Source organism: Streptomyces wedmorensis (assembly GCF_000716445.1).
Taxonomy (GTDB): Bacteria; Actinomycetota; Actinomycetes; order Streptomycetales; family Streptomycetaceae; genus Streptomyces; species Streptomyces wedmorensis.
The window spans coordinates 73778-94509 of sequence record NZ_JNWK01000022.1; the positions used below are offsets into that span (position 1 = coordinate 73778).

The following is a 20732-nucleotide window of genomic DNA, read 5'->3' on the forward strand; positions in this document are numbered from 1 at the left end:
GTTACGGAGGCACGGCGATGTACCACACCTGGATGCGCTACTTCACGCCCGGCCCCGTCCACCAACGGCTCGGCCTGGTCTGCCTCGGCGTCGGACTCCAGCACGGCACCCTGCCCACCGTCGGTCCGCGCACCCTCGACCACCACGTCGCCGTCGTCGTCTCCGCGGGCGGCGGCTGGTACCGGGGCTCCGACGGCCGCCGCGCCACCGTCACCGCCCCCGCCCTGCTCTGGCTCACCCCCGGCGTCCCCCACCACTACGGCGCCGACCCGGGCACCGGCTGGGACGAGGCCTTCGTCGACTTCTCGGGACCCGCCGCCGCCACCTACACCGAACTCGGCTACATCGAACCCGACCGGCCCGTCGTGCCCCTCTCCGACGCCGCCCCCGCCCGCGCCGCCATCGGCCGGATCGCCCGCGCCGCCCGCCCCGGCAACCCCCTCCTGGAGGTCGAGACCGGCGCCGCCGTCCACGAACTCCTCGTCGCCCTGCGGCGCGCCCGCGCCGACACCAACGCCGACGGCGACCCCGTCCTCGCCGCCCTCGCCCGCGACGCCTTCCAGCCCCTCTCCGTCGCCGGCCACGCCGCCCGCCACGGCATGACCCCCGCCGAGCTGCGCACCGCCGTCCGCCGCGCCGCCGGATGCAGCCCCAAGGACTACCTGCTCACCGTCCGCCTCGGCCGCGCCAAGGAGCTCCTCGCCGCCACCGAGCTGCCCGTCGCCGCCGTCGCCCGGCGCGTCGGATACGACGACCCCGCCTACTTCTCCCGGCTCTTCACCCGCCGGGTCGGCACCGCGCCCATCCGGTTCCGCGAGCAGCAGGGGCGCTCCGTGCACGGCGGCTGGAGCGACCGCGTTCCGGATCCCGAACACCCGCCCACGATCCTGCCGAGATCCGTCTAAGCTCGCAGATCATGAGCGACACCAGCGAGATCGACCCGACCGTCACCGCCGAGCTGACCCGGCTGCGCGAGAGCATCGACAACATCGACGCGGCGGTCGTGCACATGCTCGCCGAGCGCTTCAAGTGCACCCAGCAGGTCGGCGTCCTCAAGGCCGAGCACCAGCTGCCGCCCGCCGACCCCGCCCGCGAGGCCCGCCAGATCGCCCGGCTGCGGGAACTCGCCGAGAGCGCCAAACTGGACCCGGCCTTCGCGGAGAAGCTCCTCAACTTCATCATCGCCGAGGTCATCCGCCACCACGAGACGATTGCGGACGGAGCACGCTGATGGCCCGGGTCACGGTCTTCACCCTCGGCGGGACCATCTCGGCACGCGGCGGTGACGCGGCCCGGATGACCGGCCAGGAGGTCCTCGGCGAACTCGGCGCGCCCGAGGACGTCGTCCTCCGTGACTTCCGCCGCGTCCCCAGCTCCTCCGTCACCCACGAGGACCTCGCCGCCCTCGCGGAGGAGGTGCGCAAGACCGTCGCCGACGGCTCCGGCGTCGTCGTCGTCCAGGGCACCGACACCCTGGAGGAGACCGCCTTCCTCCTCGACCTGCTCTGCACCACCGAGCAGCCGATCGCCGTCACCGGCGCCATGCGCCGTCCCGACCTGCCCGGTGCCGACGGGCCCGCCAACCTCGCCGCCGCGCTCGCCGTCGCCGCCGACCCCGCCTGCCGCGGCCTCGGCGTCCTCGTCGTCCTCGCCGACGAGATCCACGCCGCCCGCCACGCCCGCAAGACCCACACCACCTCCGTCGCCACGTTCGCCTCGCCCGGAGCGGGACCGGTCGGCACCGTCGTCGAGGGCGAGCCCCGCATCCTGCTCCGCCCCGCCGTCCCCGCCGCGCTCTGCCCGCTGCGGTTCGACCCGTCGGTACGGGTGGCCCTCGTGACGCTCTCCCAGGGCGACCGCGGCGAACTCCTCGAAGCCGTCGACGACCGCTTCCAGGGCCTCGTCGTCGCCGCCTTCGGCGCCGGCCACGCCCCCGCCTGGCTCGTCGACCCGCTCGCCGACATCGCCCGCCGCATCCCGGTCGTCCTCGCGTCCCGTACGGGCGGCGGCACGACCCTGTCGCACACCTACCGCAGCCCCGGCTCCGAGTACGACCTGCTGCACCACGGCCTGATCCCGGCCGGCCCCCTCGACCCCGCCAAGGCCCGCATCCTGCTCCACGCCCTGCTCTCCAGCGGCGCGGCCGGCCCCGCCGGCTACGACCGCCCGCGCATCACCGCGGCCTTCACCCACCTGAACGGCACGGGGCTCGCCTGAGGCCTGCCGCCGCCGTCGCGCCGCCACCGCGCATCAGCACCAACGGTCCGTGACGCGCCTGATGGCCGAATAGCGCACCACCCCTGCCCCGGGCGCTGGGCATCGGGCAGCATAGGGCCCATGTCCGTACTGACGCGCGACGAAGCGCAGACCCGTGCCCAGCTCCTCGACGTCCACCACTACCGGGTGGACCTCGACCTCACCACCGGCGACGAGACCTTCGGGTCACAGAGCCTCATCCGCTTCACGGCCCGCGCCGCGGGGGACACGTTCGTCGAGCTCAAGCCGGAAACCCTCCACTCCGCCCTCCTCGACGGCGAGCCCCTCGACGTCGCCGCCCTCGACGGAAACCGGCTCCCGCTGAGCCTCACCGAGGGCGAGCACACCCTGAGCGTCGCCACCACCATGCGGTACTCCCGCACCGGCGAGGGCATGCACCGCTTCAAGGACCCGACGGACGGCGAGTCGTACGTCTACACCCAGCTCTTCATGGAGGACGTCCAGCGCGTCTTCGCCGCCTTCGACCAGCCCGACCTGAAGGCCGTCTTCGAGATCGGCGTCACCGCCCCCGAGGGCTGGACCGTCCTCTCCAACGGCATCACCGAGCAGCAGGCCGACGGCCGCTGGGAGGCCGCCGCCACCCCGCTGCTCTCCACCTACTTCGTCTGCGTCGCGGCCGGTCCCTGGCACAGCGTCCGCATCGAGCACGCCGGGCTCCCGTTCGGCATCCACTGCCGGCGCTCCCTCGCCGCCCACCTCGACGCCGACGCCGACGAGATCCTCGCCGTCACCAAGGCCTGCTACGACCGTTACCACGAGAAGTTCGACGAGCCCTACCCGTTCGACTCGTACGACCAGGCCTTCGTCCCCGAGTTCAACGCGGGCGCCATGGAGAACCCCGGACTCGTCACCTTTCGCGACGAGTTCGTCTTCCGCTCCGCCGTCACCGTCACCGAGCGGCAGACCCGCGCCATGGTCATCGCCCACGAGATGGCCCACATGTGGTTCGGCGACCTCGTCACCCTCCGCTGGTGGGACGACATCTGGCTGAACGAGTCCTTCGCCGAGTACATGGGCTTCCAGACCGTCAACGAGGCCTGCTCCGACCTCTTCCCCGACACCTGGGTCGACTTCGGCATCGCCCGCAAGGCCTGGGGCTACGAGGCCGACCAGCGGCCCTCCACCCACCCCGTCGCCCCCGACCCGGAGGCCGTCCCCGACACCGCCTCCGCCCTCCTCAACTTCGACGGCATCTCCTACGCCAAGGGCGCCTCCGCCCTCCGCCAGCTCGTCACCTGGCTCGGCGAGAAGGACTTCCTCGCCGGCATCAACATCCACTTCAAGCGCCACAAGTTCGGCAACGCCACCCTCGCCGACTTCATCGACAACCTCGCCGCCGCCACCGACCGCGACGTCCACGGCTGGGCCGAGCAGTGGCTCCGCACCACCGGCGTCGACACCCTCACCCCCCGCCTCGACGGCGCCGGAACCAGCTGGCAGCTCACCGTCGACCGCACCGGCAGCCGCCCGCACCGCATCGCCGTCGGCGTCTACGACCGGGACCCCTCCGGCGACCTCGTGCCGCGCGAGCGCCGCGAGATCGACGTACCGCAGGAGGCGCCCGCCGAACTGACCGGCCCGCGCCCCGCCCTCGTCGTCCTCAACGGCGAGGACCTCACCTACGCCAAGCTCCGCTTCGACGACGTGTCCGAGGAGTCCGCCCTGCGCGGCCTCTCCCGCATTCCCGACGCGCTGACCCGCGCCGTCATCTGGAACGCCCTGCGCGACATGGTCCGCGACGGCGACCTCGCCCCCGCCACGTACCTGGACACCGCCCTCGCGCACCTGCCCGAGGAGACCGAACTCGCCCTCCTCCAGGGCGTCCTCGGCTTCGCGCGCACCCAGATCGCCGACCGGTACGTCTCCGAGGACGAGCGCCCCGCCGCCCTCGCGAAGATCGGCGAGATCGCCCGCGCCCTGCTGCGCCGCACCGAGGACGGCGAGTCCCCCGGCCTCCGCCTCACCGCCGTGCGGACCTTCATCGACAGCGCCACCACCCCCGAGAAGATCGCCTCCTGGCTCGAAGAGGGCACCGTCCACGGCGGGCCCGAGCTCGACCCCGAGCTGCGCTGGCGCATCCTCTCCCGGCTCGCCGTCCTCGGCGCCACCGACGAGGCCGCCATCGCCGCCGAACTGGAGAGGGACCCGAGCGCCACCGGCGAGGAAGGCGCCGCCCGCTGCCGCGCCGCCCTCCCGGACCCGGCGGCCAAGGCCGCGGCCTGGTCGGCCCTCTTCGACACGGACGACCTGTCCAACTACCTCTTCACCGCCACCGCCCAGGGCTTCTGGCAGCCCGAGCAGGCCGAACTCGTCCGCGAGTACGTGCCCCGCTTCTACGCCGACGCCACCGCGCTCGGCGCCCGCCGTGGCCCCGCCATGGCCGAGGCGGCCGGCCGCTACGCCTTCCCGTTCCACGCGGTCGACGCGGAGTCCCTGGCCCTCGGCGAGTCCCACCTCGACGACGACGCGGTGATCCCCGCCCTGCACCGCAAGCTCGTCGACCAGCTCGACGACCTGCGCCGGGCCCTGGCGGTCCGCACGGCCTGAGGTCGCCTCACCCCCGGCGCACGGCACGGTGCCGAGCGCCGGGGACAGCCGCACGAGCAGCCGCAGGAGCTCCGTCCTCCCGGCACCGACCTCCTGCCGGTCACCCCGGACGCCGTCGAGCACCGCCTCGGCGGCCCGGCCCGCGCCTCAGCGGTCTTGAACGATCACGCCACCCCCGACCAGGGGGTACGCGCTCCACGCGCCGGCGCCGTGTCCCCCGTTCGGGTCACAACCGCCGACTCCCCGGACAGGCCCCACCAGCGCCCGCCACGCTGTCGTCCATGCGTGCCGCACCCCCACCACTCGCCGGAGGAACCTCCGGCGCGGAGGCCCTCCGCCCCCTCCTGGACACCGTCCTCGACGCCCTCCACGACGGAGCGCGGGCCAGGGGCGGCCCCCTCCCGCCCGGCGGCCCGGAGGCCGTCGCGGCACGGGTGGCGGCCCTCGGCGCCGTACTCCCCGAGCACGGCACCGACCCGCACGAGGCCCTGCGCACCCTCGTCCACGCCGTCGCGGAAGGCGCGGCCGACCCCGCCCACCCGCTCTGCGCCGCCCATCTGCACACCCCGCCCCTCGCGCTCGCCGTCGCCGCCGACCTGGCGGCGTCCGCGCTCAACCCGTCGATGGACTCCTGGGACCAGGCACCCGCGGCCTCCGCCCTCGAAGCGGAGGTCACGGCCGCGCTGGCCGCCGAGGTCTACCCGGCGGCCGGGCGCCCCGACGCGCTGGTCACCACCGGCGGCACCGAGTCCAACCAACTCGCCCTGCTCCTGGCCCGGGAGCGGCACGGCCGGGTCCGGACCGTCGTCGGGGCCAACGCCCACCACTCCTTCCACCGCGCCGCCTGGCTCCTCGGCCTGCCCGAACCGGTCACCGTGCCCACCCCGGACGGCACCCTGGACCCCGCCGCCCTCGCCGGGGCCCTGAAGGGCCTGGACGGCCCCGTCCTCGTCGCCGCCACCGCCGGCACCACCGACGAGGGGCTGATCGACCCGATCCCGGCCCTCGCGGACGTGTGCGCGGCCCACGGAGCCGAACTCCACGTCGACGCCGCCTACGGGGGCCCCGTCCTCTTCAGCCGGACGCACCGCCACCTCCTCGACGGCCTCGACCGGGCCCGTACCGTCACCGTGGACCTGCACAAGCTCGGCTGGCAGCCGGCCGCCGCGGGACTCCTCGCCGTACGGGACGCGGCCGACCTGAACGTGCTCGGTCACACCGCCGACTACCTCAACGCCGACGACGACACCGAGGCCGGCCTGCCCGACCTCCTCGGCCGCTCCCTGCGCACCACCCGCCGCCCCGACGTCCTGAAGACCGCCGTCACGCTCCGCGCGCTCGGCCGCGCCGGACTCGGCGCGCTCGTCGACGCCTGCATGGAGCGTGCCCAGGACCTCGCCGACCTCGTGGAGAAGTCCCCGGGCCTGCAACTCCGCGCCCGCCCCACCCTCACCACGGTCCTCTTCCGACCCGTCACCGCCGCCGAACCCACCGACGGCGCCACCGTCGCCGAACCCACCGACGGCGCCACCTCCGCCGAACCCACCGACGGCGCCACCTCCACGGACGAGGACCTCGCCGCGATCCGCCGCACCCTCCTCGCCGAGGGCCACGCCGTCCTCGGCCGCGCCGGCGCGGACGGCCGCCTCTGGCTGAAGGCCACCCTGCTCAACCCCCACGCCACCCCCGGCGACCTGGCTCGACTCATCACTCTCGTGGAAGGCAGCACGCACCGATGACCGGCAGCACCCCTCAGCAGGACCTCGACCAGCCCCACGACCTGGTGGGCGTCGGCATCGGCCCCTTCAACCTCTCGCTCGCCGCCCTCGCGCACGGCGTACCCGGTGGTCTCGCCGCCACGTTCTACGAGCAGAAGCCGGCCTTCCAGTGGCACCCCGGCCTCCTCATCGAGGGCGCCACCCTCCAGGTCCCGTTCCTCGCGGACCTGGTGACCCTCGCCGACCCGGCCAGCCCCTGGACGTTCCTCAACTACCTGAAGAGCCGCGAGCGCCTCTTCCCCTTCTACTTCGCCGAGAAGTTCCACATCCAGCGCGCCGAGTACGACGCCTACTGCCGCTGGGTCAGCGAACGGCTCCCCGGCCTCCACTTCGGCCACCAGGTCGACTCGGTCCGCTGGAACCCCGAGCGCCGCCTGTTCGAGGTCGACTTCACCCAGGTCGACCCGGACGGCGAGGCCGAGGCCCTGGGCCGCGCCTACACCCGGAACGTCGTCCTCGGCGTCGGTACCGAGCCCTATGTCCCCGAGCCGCTCAAGCCGCTCGCCGACGCGCCCGGCGTCCCCGTCTTCCACTCCGCCGACTACCTCGCCCACCGCGAGACGCTCCTCGCCGCCGGGCACGTCACCGTCATCGGCTCGGGGCAGTCCGGCGCCGAGGTCTTCCTCGACCTGCTGCGGTCACGGCCGGCCGGCGCGGAGCGCATCCACTGGCTCGCCCGTACCGAGGCCTTCGCCCCGATGGAGTACTCCAAGCTCGGCCTGGAGCACTTCACCCCCGACTACACCCGCTACTTCCACGCCCTGCCGGAGCCGGTGCGCGGCGACCTCGTGCCCCGGCAGTGGCAGCTGCACAAGGGCATCGACGCCGACACCATCGCCGCCATCCACGACGAGCTGTACCGCCGCACCCTGCACGGCGGATGGCCCGACGCCGTCCTCACCCCCGGCGTCCGGGTCCGCACGGCCGGCCGGGTGGCCACCACCCAGGTCGAACTCCACCTGGAGCACCTCCAGCAGGGCACCCGCTCCCGGCTCACCACCGACGCCGTCGTCCTCGCGACCGGCTACCGGGAGCGCCCGGTGGACCGGATGCTCGCCGGCCTCGATCCGTACCTGCGTCACGACTCGGCCGGGCGCGCCCGGGTCGACGAGCGGTACCGGCTGGTCCTCGACCCGTCCGTGACCGGCTCCGTCTTCGTCCAGAACGCCGAGAAGCACACGCACGGCGTCGGCGCCCCGGACCTGGGCCTCGCGGCCTGGCGCAGCGCGACGATCCTCAACGCGGTCAGCGGCAAGGAGCCGTACCCGCTGCCGCGCCGCACCGCCTTCACCAGCTTCGGCCTGGAGACGCGAGAGGCGCCGAGCATCCCGGCCCAGGACCGGAAGCTGACGCCTCTCACACAGAACGTGTGACGGGGGGAACCGCGACTCCGTCCGGCGACGGACCTCCGTGCCGGACGGGGAGGGCACCCCTGGAGCGCTACCAGGCCGCCTCCAGGAGGGCGCCCACCACCTTCATCTGGCGGCCGCCGGGATCATGTTGTGGAAGGCGATGATCCGCCAGGCGGGGCCGTCGCCTTCGTCGGTCCGCTCGACGACGGCCAGGGCGTGGGTGGTGGCGAGCACCGCGTCGTCGGCGCCGAGGATCGTGGACTCGGCCTCGACGGTCGCCACGTCGGGCCGCAGGTACCGGATGGCGCGGACCCGGGCGTCGAGGAGGGTCGCCGCGTACGACGTCCGGAAGAGCCGGTCGTGACCGGCTTCGATGCCTGCGCGGCCGGCCGGCTTGTCTCCTCGCACGGTGGTGAAGTCGCAGTCCTCCGCGAAGCCCGCCGCGAAGAGCGCGGCGTCGCCCGCCGCCCAGCCGCGGGTCATGTCGGCCCACAGGGCCCGGATGCGGGAGTCGTCGTCATGGGTGGTCATGGTGGATCACATCCCCACGGGGGTTCGGGTGCGGACACGCAGCGGTATCTCGGTACATCGGTGCCCCGCTTCCGGTGGGGCCCAGGCCGCGAGGGCGTGGTAGAACTCGTCGCCGCGGCGTTCGAGGTAGCAGATGATGTTGATGGGCCAGGCGGTGTTGCCGAAGACGTACTGGTCCATGGGGGTCGGCTGCTCGCTGAGGACGCAGCCGCGCTCTCCGGGCGGGCCTATGCGGTGCCAGTCCGGGTGCATGTGGATGGAACCGAGTAAGTCGAGTCCCAGGGCGTCGGCCTTCTTCGAGATCCTGAGCAGATCGGAGGAGTCGACCCACCAGCCCCGGTGCTCGTTCTCGTAGGCGGACCCGAACTGGGGCACGATCGCCTCGCTGAACTCGCTGCGGGCCGCCGGGTCCGAGGTGCGCGCGTTGCGGCCGAAGGCGACCTGCTCGACGTGGAGCGTGGCCCCTTCGGCGTTGCCGAGGAGGAGCGCGAAGCAGGGAAGGGGGGCGTCGGGGGTGATGAGCTGGTACTGGCCGACGGCGACGGTGAGGAACTCGTCGAGCGCCTGGTGACACATCAGGACGGTGGGGTCACTGCGGAATTCGTCCGGTTCGGACACGGCTGGTTTGTCTCCGTTCCTCGCTGAGTGATGTCCGGTCAAGCGAGTTGGAGCGTATGAACCCCGGGTCTCTACCCGGTCTCGGTCGAATCCCGCCCGGCTGGGGCAGAGCGGTCGCCGTCGGGAATGTGGCGACCTTTCCGGGCGGGGCGGCGGCCGTGACGTGCCGGGCCGGTTCCGCCCCGGCGGCGGGTCCGCGCGGAAGACCGCGTCGTCGGAGCGGTCTCCGAAGACGCGGCACGCGGACCCGTCGTCGGGCGGGCCTGCTACGAGAACACCGGCACGCCGTCCCGGGTCAGCTTCCAGCCGACCGTCGCGAAGGTGCCCGGGTCGACGGTCCCCTTCGCCTTCACCCACTGGATGATGGTGTTGCGGATCTCGTCCGAGTTGGCCCACAGCTGCTGGGAGCCGGCGATGTGCGGGAACGCGCCGCCGCCGCTCGCCCGGTAGTTGTTGACCGCGAGGACGAACTTCGCGGCCGGGTCGAGCGGCTTGCCCTCGAAGGACAGGTTCACGATCCGCGAGCCGGCCGGCTTGGCGATGTCGATCTCGTACGTCAGGCCCGACACGGCGTCGTAGTTGTAGTCCGGCGTCCCGCCCGCGTTGGTCAGGGCCGCGGTGTCCACCGGCGCGCCGGCCGCGGTCTGGACGTAGTACTTCGCCGAGTACTCCAGGTAGTCCTTCAGCTGGGCGCCCGTCAGGAGACGCGCCTCCAGGGTGTTCTCGAAGGGGTACAGGCCGGCGGCGTCCTTGATGCTGATCCGACCGGCCGGGATCCGGGCCGTGCGGGAGAAGCAGGAGGCCTGCGAGAGGACGGGCAGACCGGCGTACGCGCCGCCGGCGAGGGCCGCCTTCACGGTGTCGGCCTGGACGACGTTGATCAGGTCGATGATCGGCTCGTCCTTCCACGGCGCGTCGGCCGTGGTCATGACCGCGGTCGAGGTGCCGATGACCTGGTTGACGTACGCGACGACCTTCTTGTGCTCGTCCGCGAGCAGCCCGGTGATCTCCGGGTCCTCCGCCACCGTGTTGGAGTTGAGGACCTGCGCGCCGACCTTCTCGACGGTCCAGCGGCCCTTCTCCCACACCAGGTCGAAGTCGAAGAGGGTGAGGCGCTGGCCCCACTTCAGCGGCTCGGAGAGCACGACCTGCTTGCCGGTCTCCTTGTTCGTGACGCGGTACTCGGGGATCTCGGTGTGCGCGTGGCCGACGAGGATGGCGTCGATGCCCGGGACCTGCTCGGCGACGAGCCCGGCCGCGTTCTCGATGTACGGCAGCTGGTCACCGTACGAGGAGGTGCCGCTGGAGCCGGAGTGCGCCGAGACGACGACCACGTCGGCGCCCATCGAGCGCAGCTTCGGCACCCACTTCGCGGCCTGCTCCTCGAGGCCGGGGAAGACCATCTTGCCGGTGACGTTCGCCTTGTCCCAGATGGCGATGCCCGGGTTCGTCAGGCCGAGTATCGCGACCTTGACGTCCTTGCCGTGCGGGGTGCGCAGGCGGTGCATGCTGTACGGGGCGAACGCGGGGCGCAGGGTCTTGGCGTCGAGCGCGTTGGCGCCGAGCAGCGGGAAGTCGCACTGCTCCTCGAACTTCCGCAGCACCGGGATGCCGTAGTTGAACTCGTGGTTGCCGAGCGCGGCGGCGTCGTAGCCGATGGCGTTCATGGCCTGGGCCATGGGGTGGACCGGGCCGCCGGTCTGGGTGATCGGGTCGACCTTGGCGTAGTAGTAGGACAGCTGGGTGCCCTGGATGGTGTCACCGGCGTCGATGAGGAGGGTGTTGCGGCGGCCCTTGGCGGCGCGGACCTGCTCGACGAGGGTGGAGATCTTGGCGAGGCCGACGTCGTTGTGGGCCTTGTCGTCGAACTCCTTGTCCGTGAAGTAGTCCCAGTTGAAGACGTTGCCGTGCAGGTCGGTGGTGCCCATCACGGTGAAGGAGTACCGCTTCTGCGGACGCGGGCGGTCGGTGCCGTGGGCCTCGGCGGGGGCGGCGACGGCTCCGGCGATGGCCACTCCGGCCCCGGCGGCGGCCGAGCGCTCCAGGAACGTCCTGCGGTTCAGCGGCATGTGTTTCTCCCCTTTGGTTCTGTGGCGTCCGCGCCGAACGCGGCGCACAACGCGCGTAGATTCTGGCCCAGACGCCTGCGTCGACAACAGACCTTTCGGGTTACGGAGTGGGAAAGTGTTCGGTGGACGATCGTGACCGAACACGGAGGATCAGGACGTGACGCAGGAACACGCGACCCCGGAAGCCCCGCAGGTGACGGTCCGCGGCGAGGGGCGCCTCGACGTCGACCCGGAGCTCGCCAGGATCTGGCTGACCGTCTCCGCGCGCGGTACGGACCGGGCGGCGACGCTCGCGGACCTGACCCGCCGCAACGCGCAGGTGATCGACCTGGTCAAGGCGGCGGGGGAGGCGGTCGAGAAGCTGGAGACGGGGAGGCTGACGATCGCGCCGGAGCTCGGCAGGCGCGGCCGCGGCGAGCGGGTGCACGCCTACACGGGCCGGGTGCGCGTCACGGCCGAGCTGACCGATTTCACGGCGCTGGGGGAGCTGGTGACCCGCCTCGCCGACCTGGAGATGACGGGCGTCGACGGACCCTGGTGGGCGCTGCGGCCGGACTCCCCGGCGTACGCGGAGGCGCGGCGGCTCGCCGTGACGGAGGCGGTGCGGCGGGCCCGCGCGTACGCGGAGGCGCTGGGGACCTCCCTCTCCTCACTCCTCGAACTGTCGGACGCCGGGCTCGCCGGGCCCGCGATGCCGAGGACCGCAGGCTTCGCCGGCGCACCGGTCGCGTTCGCCGCGGAAGGGGCCGACGAGGCCCCGCCGCTGGACCTCGAACCGCAGCGGCAGACGGTCACTGCCGAGGTCGTGGCGCGCTTCACGATGCGACCGCCCGCACTCTGAGACGAGGGCTCCGGGGATGCGGAAATCGCTCATCGGAGCACCCCTGTGCACAGATTCAAGACTTGTCAACAAGCTTTCACGGAAAGGTTGTTGAGTAGTCATGCCCAGCCAACTTCCTACTGATGGGTAGGCCCTAGGCTCGACTCATGCGCCGAGCGAAAATCGTTTGTACCCTTGGGCCCGCCACCGAAACATACGACCAGATCAAGGCGTTGGTCGAGGCCGGAATGGACGTGGCCCGCTTCAACCTCAGCCACGGCGGCTATGCCGACCATGAGAAGCGTTACCAGCACGTTCGCGAGGCCGCCGACGAGACCGGTCGCAGCGTCGGTGTCCTCGCCGACCTTCAAGGCCCGAAGATCCGTCTCGGCCGGTTCCGCGAAGGTCCCGTACTGCTTGAACGCGGCGACGAGTTCACCATCACCGTCGAGCCGGCGGAGGGCGACCGCCACTGCTGCGGCACGACCTATCCGGGCCTCGCCGCGGACGTGACCGCCGGTGAGCGCATCCTCGTCGACGACGGCCGCGTCACCCTGGAGGTCACCTCCGTCGACGGCCCCCGGGTGAACACCGTCGTCGTCGAGGGCGGCATGGTCTCCGACCACAAGGGCCTCAACCTGCCCGGCGTCGCCGTCTCGGTCCCGGCCCTGTCCGAGAAGGACGTCGAGGACCTCCGCTGGGCGCTGCGCATCGGCGCCGACGTCATCGCCCTGTCCTTCGTCCGCAGCGCCCGGGACATCGAGGACGTCCACCGGATCATGGACGAGGAGGGTCGCCGGCTTCCCGTCATCGCCAAGATCGAGAAGCCGCAGGCCGTCGAGAACATCGAGGAGATCGTCGCGGCCTTCGACGGGATCATGGTCGCCCGCGGCGACCTGGGCGTCGAAATGCCCCTGGAGCAGGTGCCGATCGTCCAGAAGCGGGCGGTCAAGCTGGCCAAGCGCAACGCCAAGCCGGTCATCGTCGCGACCCAGATGCTCGACTCGATGATCGACAGCTCCCGGCCGACCCGCGCCGAGGCCTCCGACGTCGCCAACGCCGTCATCGACGGCACCGACGCCGTCATGCTCTCCGGCGAGACCAGCGTCGGCCGCTACCCGATCGAGACCGTCCGCACCATGAGCCGGATCGTCGAGGCCGCGGAGGAGGACGTCCTCGCCAAGGGCCTGCCGCCGCTCACCGAGCGCAACAAGCCCCGGACCCAGGGCGGCGCCGTCGCCCGCGCCGCCGCCGAGATGGGCGACTTCCTCGGGGCCAAGTTCCTGGTGGCCTTCACCCAGTCCGGCGACACGGTCAAGCGGCTCTCCCGCTACCGCTCGCCCATCCCGCTGCTGGCCTTCACCCCGGACCCGGCCACCCGCTCCCAGCTCAACCTCACCTGGGGCGTCGAGACCTTCCTCGGCCCGCACGTCGACTCCACGGACGCGATGGTGGCCCAGGTCGACGAGGAGCTGCTGCGGATCGGGCGCTGCCGGAAGGGCGACATCGTGGTCATCACGGCGGGCTCCCCGCCGGGCGTCGCCGGCTCGACGAACCTCGTCCGGGTCCACCACATCGGAGACCCTCTGACGTAGGCCGTCCGGCCGAGCGTGAACTCTTCCGTCTCAAACCTTGGAATGAAAGGTAAAGTGCCCCGGGTGGGATTCGAACCCACGCTGTATGGTGTTTGAGACCACTGCCTCTTCCGCTGGGCTACCGGGGCATCCTTCGAAACGAAGGTCGGTGATCACCCGCCGTGTCCCTACCTTACAGGAGGTAGGTAGGCTCATGGGGAGCTGTATCCGCCTCGGAAACGAGGCCATCGAACGAGGAGCCCGCGTGACCGCCCCCGAGTCGCCCCAGCCCGCCGACGACGCCGAGGCGTCGCACGTCCCGCCGCTGACGACCCGCGTCGTCATCGCCGAGGACGAAGCCCTCATCCGCCTCGACCTCAAAGAGATGCTGGAAGAAGAGGGCTACACGGTCGTCGGTGAGGCCGGGGACGGCGCCACGGCCGTCGAGCTCGCCCGCGAGCACCGCCCCGACCTCGTCATCCTCGACGTCAAGATGCCCGTCCTCGACGGCATCTCGGCCGCCGAGAAGATCGCCGGCGAGTCCATCGCCCCGGTCCTCATGCTCACCGCCTTCTCGCAGCGGGAGCTCGTCGAGCGGGCCCGGGACGCCGGCGCCATGGCGTACCTGGTGAAGCCGTTCAGCAAGAGCGACGTGGTGCCGGCCATCGAGATGGCCGTCTCCCGCTTCGCCGAGCTGCGCGCCCTGGAGAAGGAGGTCGCCGACCTCTCCCAGCGACTGGAGACCCGCAAGCTGGTGGACCGCGCCAAGTCCGTCCTCCAGACCCAGTACGGCCTGACCGAGCCGGCCGCGTTCCGCTGGATCCAGAAGACCTCGATGGACCGCCGCATGTCGATGCAGCAGGTCGCCGAGGCCGTCATCGAGGACGCCGAGGAGAAGAAGGCGGCCCGCGAGCAGCAGTAGACCTGCCGCACTCCTCGTACCGCCGCACGGAAGAAGGCCCGCCCCACAGCACTGTGGGGCGGGCCTTCCGTCATGAGCGGACCGAGCGGACCGAGCGGATCAGTCCTCGCCGAGGTACGTCTTGCGCACCTCGTCGTCGACCAGCAGGTCCTGACCGGTGCCGGACAGCTTCACCGTGCCGACCTCCATCACGTACCCGTAGTCCGCGAGGGAGAGCGCGGCCTGCGCGTTCTGCTCGATGAGCAGGATCGTCATGCCCTCGGACTTCAGCGCCGCGATGGTCTCCATGATCTTCTGCATCATGATCGGGGAGAGGCCCATCGAGGGCTCGTCCAGCATCAGCAGCTTGGGCTGGGACATCAGCGCCCGGCCCATCGCCAGCATCTGCTGCTCACCGCCGGAGAGGGTGCCCGCGGCCTGCTTGCGACGCTCGCCCAGGATCGGGAAGAGGTCGTAGGCCTTCTGGATGTCCTTCTCGATGCCGGCCTTGTCGCTGCGGAGGAAGGCGCCGAGCTGGAGGTTCTCCTCGATGGAGAGCCGGGGGAAGATGTGCCGGCCCTCGGGGGAGTGCGCGAGACCGAGCGACACCACCTTGTGGGCCGGGATGCCGTTGAGCACCTGGCCGTCGAAGGTTACCGTGCCGCCGGTCGGCTTGAGCAGACCCGACAGGGTGCGCAGGGTCGTGGTCTTGCCGGCGCCGTTGGTGCCGATCAGGGCGACGACCTGGCCCGCCTCGACGGAGAAGGAGATGCCCTTGACGGCCTCGATCTTGCCGTAGGCGACCCTGAGGTCCTCGACCTCCAGAAGTGCGGTCACTTGGAGTCTCCTTCGGTGGTGCTGTCCGCGTCGGCGGCCGGAGCCGCGTCCGCGGGGGTGTCGTCGGCCTCGGGCGCCTCGTCGGCGGCGTCGTCCGCGGCCTCGTCGGTCGCCTCGGGAGCCTCGTCGGCGGCCTCGTCGGTCGCCTCCGGAGCCTCGTCCGCAGCCTCTTCGGCGGCCTCGTCGGCCGTCTCGGTCACCGCGTCCTCGGTGGCGGACTCCTCCGCCCCGGCCACCGCGGCCTCGGCTTCCGCCGCCACCTCGGCGGCCTCGACCTCGGCCGCCTCCTCCGCGCCGGGCGCGCCCTCGTACGGGGTGCCCAGGTACGCGGCGACGACGCGCTCGTCGCCCTGGACGACCTCGGAGGTGCCCTCGACGAGCTTCTCGCCCTGGACGAGGACGGCCACCCGGTCACAGAGCTTGAAGATGAACTTCATGTCGTGCTCGATGACCAGGACCGCGATGCCGCGGTCGCGGATCGCGAAGACCAGCTCCTCGGTGGTGCGGGTCTCGCTCTGGTTCATGCCGGCCGTCGGCTCGTCGAGCAGCAGCAGACCGGGGTCGCTGGCGAGCGCGCGTGCGATCTCCAGCTTGCGCTGCTCGCCGTACGGCAGGTTGCGCGCCAGGTGGTCCGCCTTCTTGCCCAGACCCACGAACTCCAGGAGCTCCATGGCCCGTTCGCGGGACGCGGCCTCCGCCCGCTTGAAGCCGGGACCGCGCAGCAGCGCGGACCAGAGGCCCTCCTTGGTCCGGGTGTGACGCCCGACGAGGACGTTCTCCAGGACCGTCATGTTGGAGAAGAGGCGGATGTTCTGGAAGGTACGCGCGATGCCGGCCTGGGTGACCAGGTGCGGCTTCGGCGGCAGAACCGTTCCCTTGTAGCTGACCTGGCCCTCGGTCGGGACGTACAGACCGGTCAGGCAGTTGAAGAAGGTCGTCTTGCCGGCGCCGTTCGGGCCGATCAGACCGACGATCTCGCCCTCGCGGACGGTCAGGTCGACATCGCGGACGGCGGTCAGGCCGCCGAACCGCATGGTGACGCCGCTCGCTTCCAGGACCGGTGCGGCCGTGATGGTGCCGGTGGCGGTTTCCGTGGTGGTGGTCGTCATGGCTTTCACGCCCCTGCCTTCGCCGTGCCGACGCCCGCGCCCTCGTCCTCGGACTGTCGCTGTTCCGGTACGTCGACCTGGTCGTCGTTCTCGTGGAATTCCAGCTGCGCCCGCTTGTTGGCGATGAGGCCCTCCGGGCGGAAGCGCATCAGCAGGATCAGCGCGAGGCCGAAGCCGAGCAGCTGGTAGTCCTGCATGAACTGCAGCTTGGCCGGGATCAGGAAGAGCAGCGCGGAACCGACGATCGGGCCGCTGATCGTGCCCATGCCGCCGAGGATGACGGCCGCGAGCAGGAACGCGGAGTTCGGCGGGACGGGGCCGGCGAACACGTAGTTCTCCGGGACCACCGTCGTGTTGACGTGCGCCTGCACCGTGCCCGCGAGGCCCGCCAGGGCGGCGCCGAGAGCGAAGGCGATGAGCTTGACCCGGAAGCCGTTGATGCCCATGGCGGTGGCGGCGGTCTCGTCCTCGCGGATCGCGACCCAGGCGCGGCCGATGCGGCTGTTGCTCGCGCGGGCGAAGACCAGCACGACCAGCGCCATGATCAGGATCATGAGCAGGTAGTAGTTGGCGTACGCGCCCAGCTCGACACCGAGGACGGTGTGCGGCTTGCCGAAGTTGTAGCCGAAGAACTCGAGGTGCGGGATGTTCGGGATGCCGTTCGGGCCGTTGGTGATCTTCGGGCCCGAGGTGCCGTCGAGGTTGCCCATGGCGATGCGGAAGATCTCTCCGAAGCCGAGGGTCACGATGGCGAGGTAGTCGCCGCGCAGCCGCAGGGTCGGCGCGCCGATGACGACACCGAAGACCAGCGAGGCCGCCATGCCGGTCAGCGCCGCCGCCCAGAAGGGGAACTGCACGCCGAAGGCGGAGGAGGTGGCGCCGGAGACGAGGGCCGCGGTGTACGCGCCGACGCCGAGGAAGGCGACGTAACCGAGGTCGAGCAGACCGGCGAGGCCGACGACGATGTTCAGGCCGAGCGCGACCGTCGCGAAGATCAGGATGTTGACCGCGATCAGCGTGTACGTGTCGCCGCTCTGCTGGAGGAACGGGAAGGCGATCGCGGCGACCAGCGACGAGGTCACGGCCACCTGACGGTTCCGCGCGGTGATCGCGGAGAGCCGCTGGGTCAGACCGGACTTGATCAGCGCGACGGCGGAGAAGCCGACGATGATCAGGTACGCGATGAAGAGCTGCGGCTCCGAGTCGTCGGTGTCGATGCCGAACGTCACGACGAACAGCCCGAGCGCGAAGACCGCGACGATGATCAGGATCTCGACCCAGGACGCCAGCTGCTTGGCCGGGGCGGCCTTGCGGGTGTCGTCCGGCAGGAGGTACGCGGCGATCGCCGGGACGGCGGCGGCGACGACGGCGACACCGGCACCGGGCTCCAGGTCCACCAGGGCACCGAGCTCCACGACGATCGCGAGCGTGGTGAAGAGGGTGGTGGCGAAGGTGCCGAGGGCCATGATCCACAGCGCCTTGCGGGCGCCGGCCGGGGTCAGCCAGCCGAGGCCCTTCACACCGAGCGCGGAGAGCGCGTGCAGAGCGGTGAGGACCGCTCCGACCAGGGTGAGGAGCTGGAGCGGCGCGGGGTTGCCGTAGATCGTGAGGTTGCCCGGGAAGTCGGTGGTCCACGTCCAGGCGAGGAAGGTGCTGGCGGCCGTGGCGACGGCGCCGCCGACGGCCGCCCAGAGCAGCGCGGCGCGCTTCGGCGCGGCCTGGGTCTTGGTGAGGGTCTCGGTCATGGTGCTCACGCCCTGTCCGCTACGCGCTCGCCGAGCAGGCCCTGGGGCCGCACGAGGAGTACGAGGATGAGGAGGACGAAGGCCCACACGTTGGACCAGGCACCGCCGCCGAGCTGCTGCATGCCGGGGATGTCCTCGATGTAGGCGATGGACAGGGACTCGGCGAGGCCGAGGACCACGCCGCCGACCATGGCGCCGTAGATGTTGCCGATGCCGCCGAGGACGGCCGCGGTGAAGGCCTTGAGGCCGAGGACGAAGCCCATCTCGAAGCCGATCTGGCCGCGCTCCAGGCCGTAGGCGACGGCGGCGACGGCGGCGAACGCGGCACCGATGGCGAAGGCCATCACGATGATGCGGTCGGTGTTGATGCCCATCAGCTTGGCGGTGTCCGGGTCCTGCGCGGTGGCCTGCATGGCGCGGCCGCTGCGGCTCTTGGAGACGAAGACGCCCAGGGCCATCATGCAGAGCGGGGCGAGGACCAGGATGAAGAGGTCGGCGCGCTGGATCTGCAGGCTTTCGGTGATCTTGAAGGCCTCGCCGGTGAACTCGGGGAAGCTGCGCTTGTCCTTGGCGTTCGGGTAGAAGCCCCAGACGAGCTGCTGGAGGGCGATCGACAGGCCGATGGCCGTGATCAGCGGAGCGAGCTTGGGGGCGTTGCGCAGCGGGCGGTACGCGAACCGTTCGGCGGCGGTCGCGACGGCCACGGAGGCGATCGCGCCACCGATGATCATGAGCGGTATCGCCACCCAGAGAGGCGTCCCGCCGGGGAGCGCCAGGTAGGTGGTGAGGGCGCCGAAGCCGCCGATCATGAAGATCTCGCCGTGGGCGAAGTTGATGAGCTGGACGATGCCGTACACCATGGTGTAGCCGATGGCTACGAGGCCGTAAAGGGCTCCCATGGACAGGCCGTTGACCAGCTGTTGCGGCAGTTCGTTCACCGCAGGCCTCCGATGAGCTTGTCGGATAAGACTCCGCGCGAGGGCGCTGTTTGCGCCCTCGCGCGGCATGGTTCAAGTGGTGCGGGGTTCCCGGAGGGGTACCGGGATGGCGACTACTGGTTGAAGGTGTCGCTCTTGACGTCGATCCACTTGCCGCCCTCGACCTTGTAGACCGTGAGCTGCTTGTTCGTGGTGTCGCCGAACTCGTCGAAGGAGACCTTGCCGGTCACGCCGTCGAAGGAGACCTTGCCCAGGGCCTCGGTGACCTTGGCGCGGGCGTCGGACGGCAGCTTGCCGTTGTTGGCGGCGACGACGGCCTTGACGGCCTGGATGATGGCCCAGCCGGCGTCGTAGGAGTAGCCGCCGTAGGCCGCGTACGGGTCCTTGTAGCCGCCCGCGTTGTAGTCCGCGATGAACTTCTTGGCGGTGTCGAGCTTCTCGACCGGGTAGCCGATCGAGGTGGCCAGGTCACCGTCGTTGGCCTCGGCGGAGGCGCTGATGAAGGCCGGGTCGTAGATGCCGTCGCCACCCATGACGGGGATCTTGGCGCCGGTCTTCTTGATCTGGTCGGAGAGCAGACCGCCCTCGGGGTACTGGCCGCCGAAGTAGACGGAGTCGGCGCCGGAGGCCTTGACCTTGTCGGCGGTGGAGGAGAAGTCGGTCTCCTTCACGGTGACGTGGTCGGTGTCGACGACCTGGCCGCCGAGACGCTTGAACTCGTCGGAGAAGATCGCGGCGAGGCCCGCACCGTAGGTCTGCTTGTCGTCGACGACGAAGACCTTCTTCTTGCCGGCGTCCTTGAAGAGGTACTGGGCGGCGAACTTGCCCTGGACCACGTCGGTGGCGGCGGTGCGGAAGTAGGTCGGGAAGGGGCGCTTGAACTCGCCCTTGCCCCAGTTGTCGCCCTGGCTCAGCGCCGGGTTCGTGTTGGCCGGGGAGACCTGGGCCAGGTTGGCGGCGGCGAAGACGCCCTGCATCTGCTGGGAGACGCCGGAGTTCAGCGGGCCGACGACGCCGAGGACGTCCTTGTTGCCGACGAGCTTGGTGGCGTTGGCCTGACCCGAGGCGGGGACGGCCTGGTCGTCCAGACCCTCGATCTTGAAGGTGACGCCCGGGACTTCCTTGTTCTTGTTGGCGGTCTTGACCGCCAGGTCCACGGAGTTCTTGATGCCCTGGCCGAGCGCGGAGAGGGAGCCGGTCAGCGGTGCGTCGACGCCGATGACGACGGTCACGCCGCCACCGTCGGCGTTGTTGTCGCTGCCGCCCTTGTCGTCACGCGAACCGCATGCGGTGAGAGTGAGCGCTCCCGTGGTGAGCACGCTGGTGAGGATGAGCAAAGAACGGTGTCGCACGAAGAATCCTTTCCCTGGCGCGGCCCCCTCAAGCTGAGGCGGTGCCGTGAAGCTGTGTAGCTAGAGGTGCCGTTTTCGATGCCGGGCCGTACTGGGTCGAGCAGGCCGTGCAGTGGAAGCGCCCGGCGGCGCGGTGACTGGCCGTGACTCTAGGCGCAGGTGGGGAGGGTCGGGGAGCGCCGAGGTCAGGATGTGACTGTCTTGTTATGCCGACGGGTGGAGACGGTGTGCAGCGGGTGGGCAAACTCGGACACACCGGTCGGTTGGGCAGTGTTCACATCGTG

The 20732-nt window shown here is 71.1% G+C and carries 17 protein-coding genes and 1 tRNA gene; 9 read left to right on the plus strand and 9 right to left on the minus strand.

The window, feature by feature from the left end; all coding sequences use genetic code 11:
- The first annotated feature begins 17 nt into the window (after positions 1-17).
- The 6 genes from OO54_RS19125 to OO54_RS19150 all read left to right on the plus strand — a co-directional run bounded on the left by OO54_RS19125 (position 18) and on the right by OO54_RS19150 (position 7975).
- Positions 18-905, plus strand: coding sequence for a helix-turn-helix transcriptional regulator (locus OO54_RS19125; protein WP_033204686.1), 888 nt, complete (start codon positions 18-20; stop codon positions 903-905).
- An 11-nt stretch (positions 906-916) separates the two neighbouring features.
- Positions 917-1231, plus strand: coding sequence for a chorismate mutase (locus OO54_RS19130; protein WP_017238715.1), 315 nt, complete (start codon positions 917-919; stop codon positions 1229-1231).
- Complete coding sequence (locus tag OO54_RS19135; RefSeq protein WP_033204688.1) at positions 1231-2217, plus strand: asparaginase; 987 nt, start codon at positions 1231-1233, stop codon at positions 2215-2217. Before OO54_RS19130 ends, OO54_RS19135 begins: the two co-directional genes overlap by 1 nt.
- 120 nt (positions 2218-2337) lie before the next feature.
- Positions 2338-4824, plus strand: coding sequence for an aminopeptidase N (pepN, locus tag OO54_RS19140; RefSeq protein WP_033204690.1), 2487 nt, complete (start codon positions 2338-2340; stop codon positions 4822-4824).
- A 281-nt stretch (positions 4825-5105) separates the two neighbouring features.
- A complete protein-coding gene (locus tag OO54_RS19145) occupies positions 5106-6563 on the plus strand; it encodes a pyridoxal phosphate-dependent decarboxylase family protein (RefSeq protein WP_033204692.1) in 1458 nt (485 codons plus the stop codon).
- A complete protein-coding gene (locus OO54_RS19150) occupies positions 6560-7975 on the plus strand; it encodes a lysine N(6)-hydroxylase/L-ornithine N(5)-oxygenase family protein (RefSeq protein ID WP_033204693.1) in 1416 nt (471 codons plus the stop codon). Before OO54_RS19145 ends, OO54_RS19150 begins: the two co-directional genes overlap by 4 nt.
- Positions 7976-8077: 102 nt before the next feature.
- On the opposite strand, the gene OO54_RS19155 is transcribed toward OO54_RS19150, so the two are convergent.
- From OO54_RS19155 to OO54_RS19165, 3 genes are all read right to left on the minus strand, one after another.
- The gene (locus tag OO54_RS19155) at positions 8078-8485 is read right to left on the minus strand and encodes an SgcJ/EcaC family oxidoreductase (protein ID WP_033204715.1); all 408 of its coding nucleotides are present in this window, start codon (positions 8483-8485) and stop codon (positions 8078-8080) included.
- 6 nt (positions 8486-8491) lie between these two features.
- Positions 8492-9103 (minus strand): hypothetical protein, encoded by a 612-nt coding sequence (locus OO54_RS19160; protein ID WP_017238709.1) that lies wholly within the window; start codon positions 9101-9103, stop codon positions 8492-8494.
- Positions 9104-9369: 266 nt separating this feature from the next.
- On the minus strand, positions 9370-11172 hold the full coding sequence (locus OO54_RS19165; protein ID WP_033204694.1) for a bifunctional metallophosphatase/5'-nucleotidase: 1803 nt from the start codon (positions 11170-11172) through the stop codon (positions 9370-9372).
- A 157-nt stretch (positions 11173-11329) separates the two neighbouring features.
- Here OO54_RS19165 and OO54_RS19170 point away from each other — a divergent pair, with 157 nt between their 5' ends.
- Positions 11330-12013, plus strand: a complete 684-nt coding sequence (locus tag OO54_RS19170; protein ID WP_033204695.1) for an SIMPL domain-containing protein — start codon at positions 11330-11332, stop codon at positions 12011-12013.
- 146 nt (positions 12014-12159) lie between these two features.
- Complete coding sequence (gene pyk, locus OO54_RS19175; protein WP_033204697.1) at positions 12160-13587, plus strand: pyruvate kinase; 1428 nt, start codon at positions 12160-12162, stop codon at positions 13585-13587.
- 55 nt (positions 13588-13642) lie between these two features.
- Here the strand turns inward: pyk and OO54_RS19180 are convergent.
- A tRNA-Leu gene (locus tag OO54_RS19180) sits at positions 13643-13715 on the minus strand.
- A gap of 116 nt (positions 13716-13831) precedes the next feature.
- On the opposite strand from OO54_RS19180, the gene OO54_RS19185 reads away from it, so the two are divergent.
- Positions 13832-14488: an ANTAR domain-containing response regulator gene (locus OO54_RS19185; RefSeq protein ID WP_017238705.1), complete on the plus strand. Its 657-nt coding sequence runs from the start codon at positions 13832-13834 to the stop codon at positions 14486-14488.
- A 99-nt stretch (positions 14489-14587) separates the two neighbouring features.
- On the opposite strand, the gene OO54_RS19190 is transcribed toward OO54_RS19185, so the two are convergent.
- The 5 genes from OO54_RS19190 to OO54_RS19210 form a co-directional block, all read right to left on the minus strand.
- Positions 14588-15304, minus strand: coding sequence for an ABC transporter ATP-binding protein (locus OO54_RS19190; RefSeq protein ID WP_033204698.1), 717 nt, complete (start codon positions 15302-15304; stop codon positions 14588-14590).
- Positions 15301-16413 (minus strand): ABC transporter ATP-binding protein, encoded by a 1113-nt coding sequence (locus tag OO54_RS19195; protein ID WP_033204699.1) that lies wholly within the window; start codon positions 16411-16413, stop codon positions 15301-15303. The genes OO54_RS19190 and OO54_RS19195 overlap by 4 nt, the downstream gene beginning before the upstream one ends.
- A gap of 5 nt (positions 16414-16418) precedes the next feature.
- Positions 16419-18158 (minus strand): branched-chain amino acid ABC transporter permease, encoded by a 1740-nt coding sequence (locus tag OO54_RS19200; RefSeq protein WP_234439632.1) that lies wholly within the window; start codon positions 18156-18158, stop codon positions 16419-16421.
- 5 nt (positions 18159-18163) lie between these two features.
- Positions 18164-19096: a branched-chain amino acid ABC transporter permease gene (locus OO54_RS19205; protein ID WP_033204701.1), complete on the minus strand. Its 933-nt coding sequence runs from the start codon at positions 19094-19096 to the stop codon at positions 18164-18166.
- Positions 19097-19209: 113 nt separating this feature from the next.
- On the minus strand, positions 19210-20448 hold the full coding sequence (locus tag OO54_RS19210; protein ID WP_017238700.1) for a branched-chain amino acid ABC transporter substrate-binding protein: 1239 nt from the start codon (positions 20446-20448) through the stop codon (positions 19210-19212).
- Between the last annotated feature and the right edge of the window lie 284 nt (positions 20449-20732).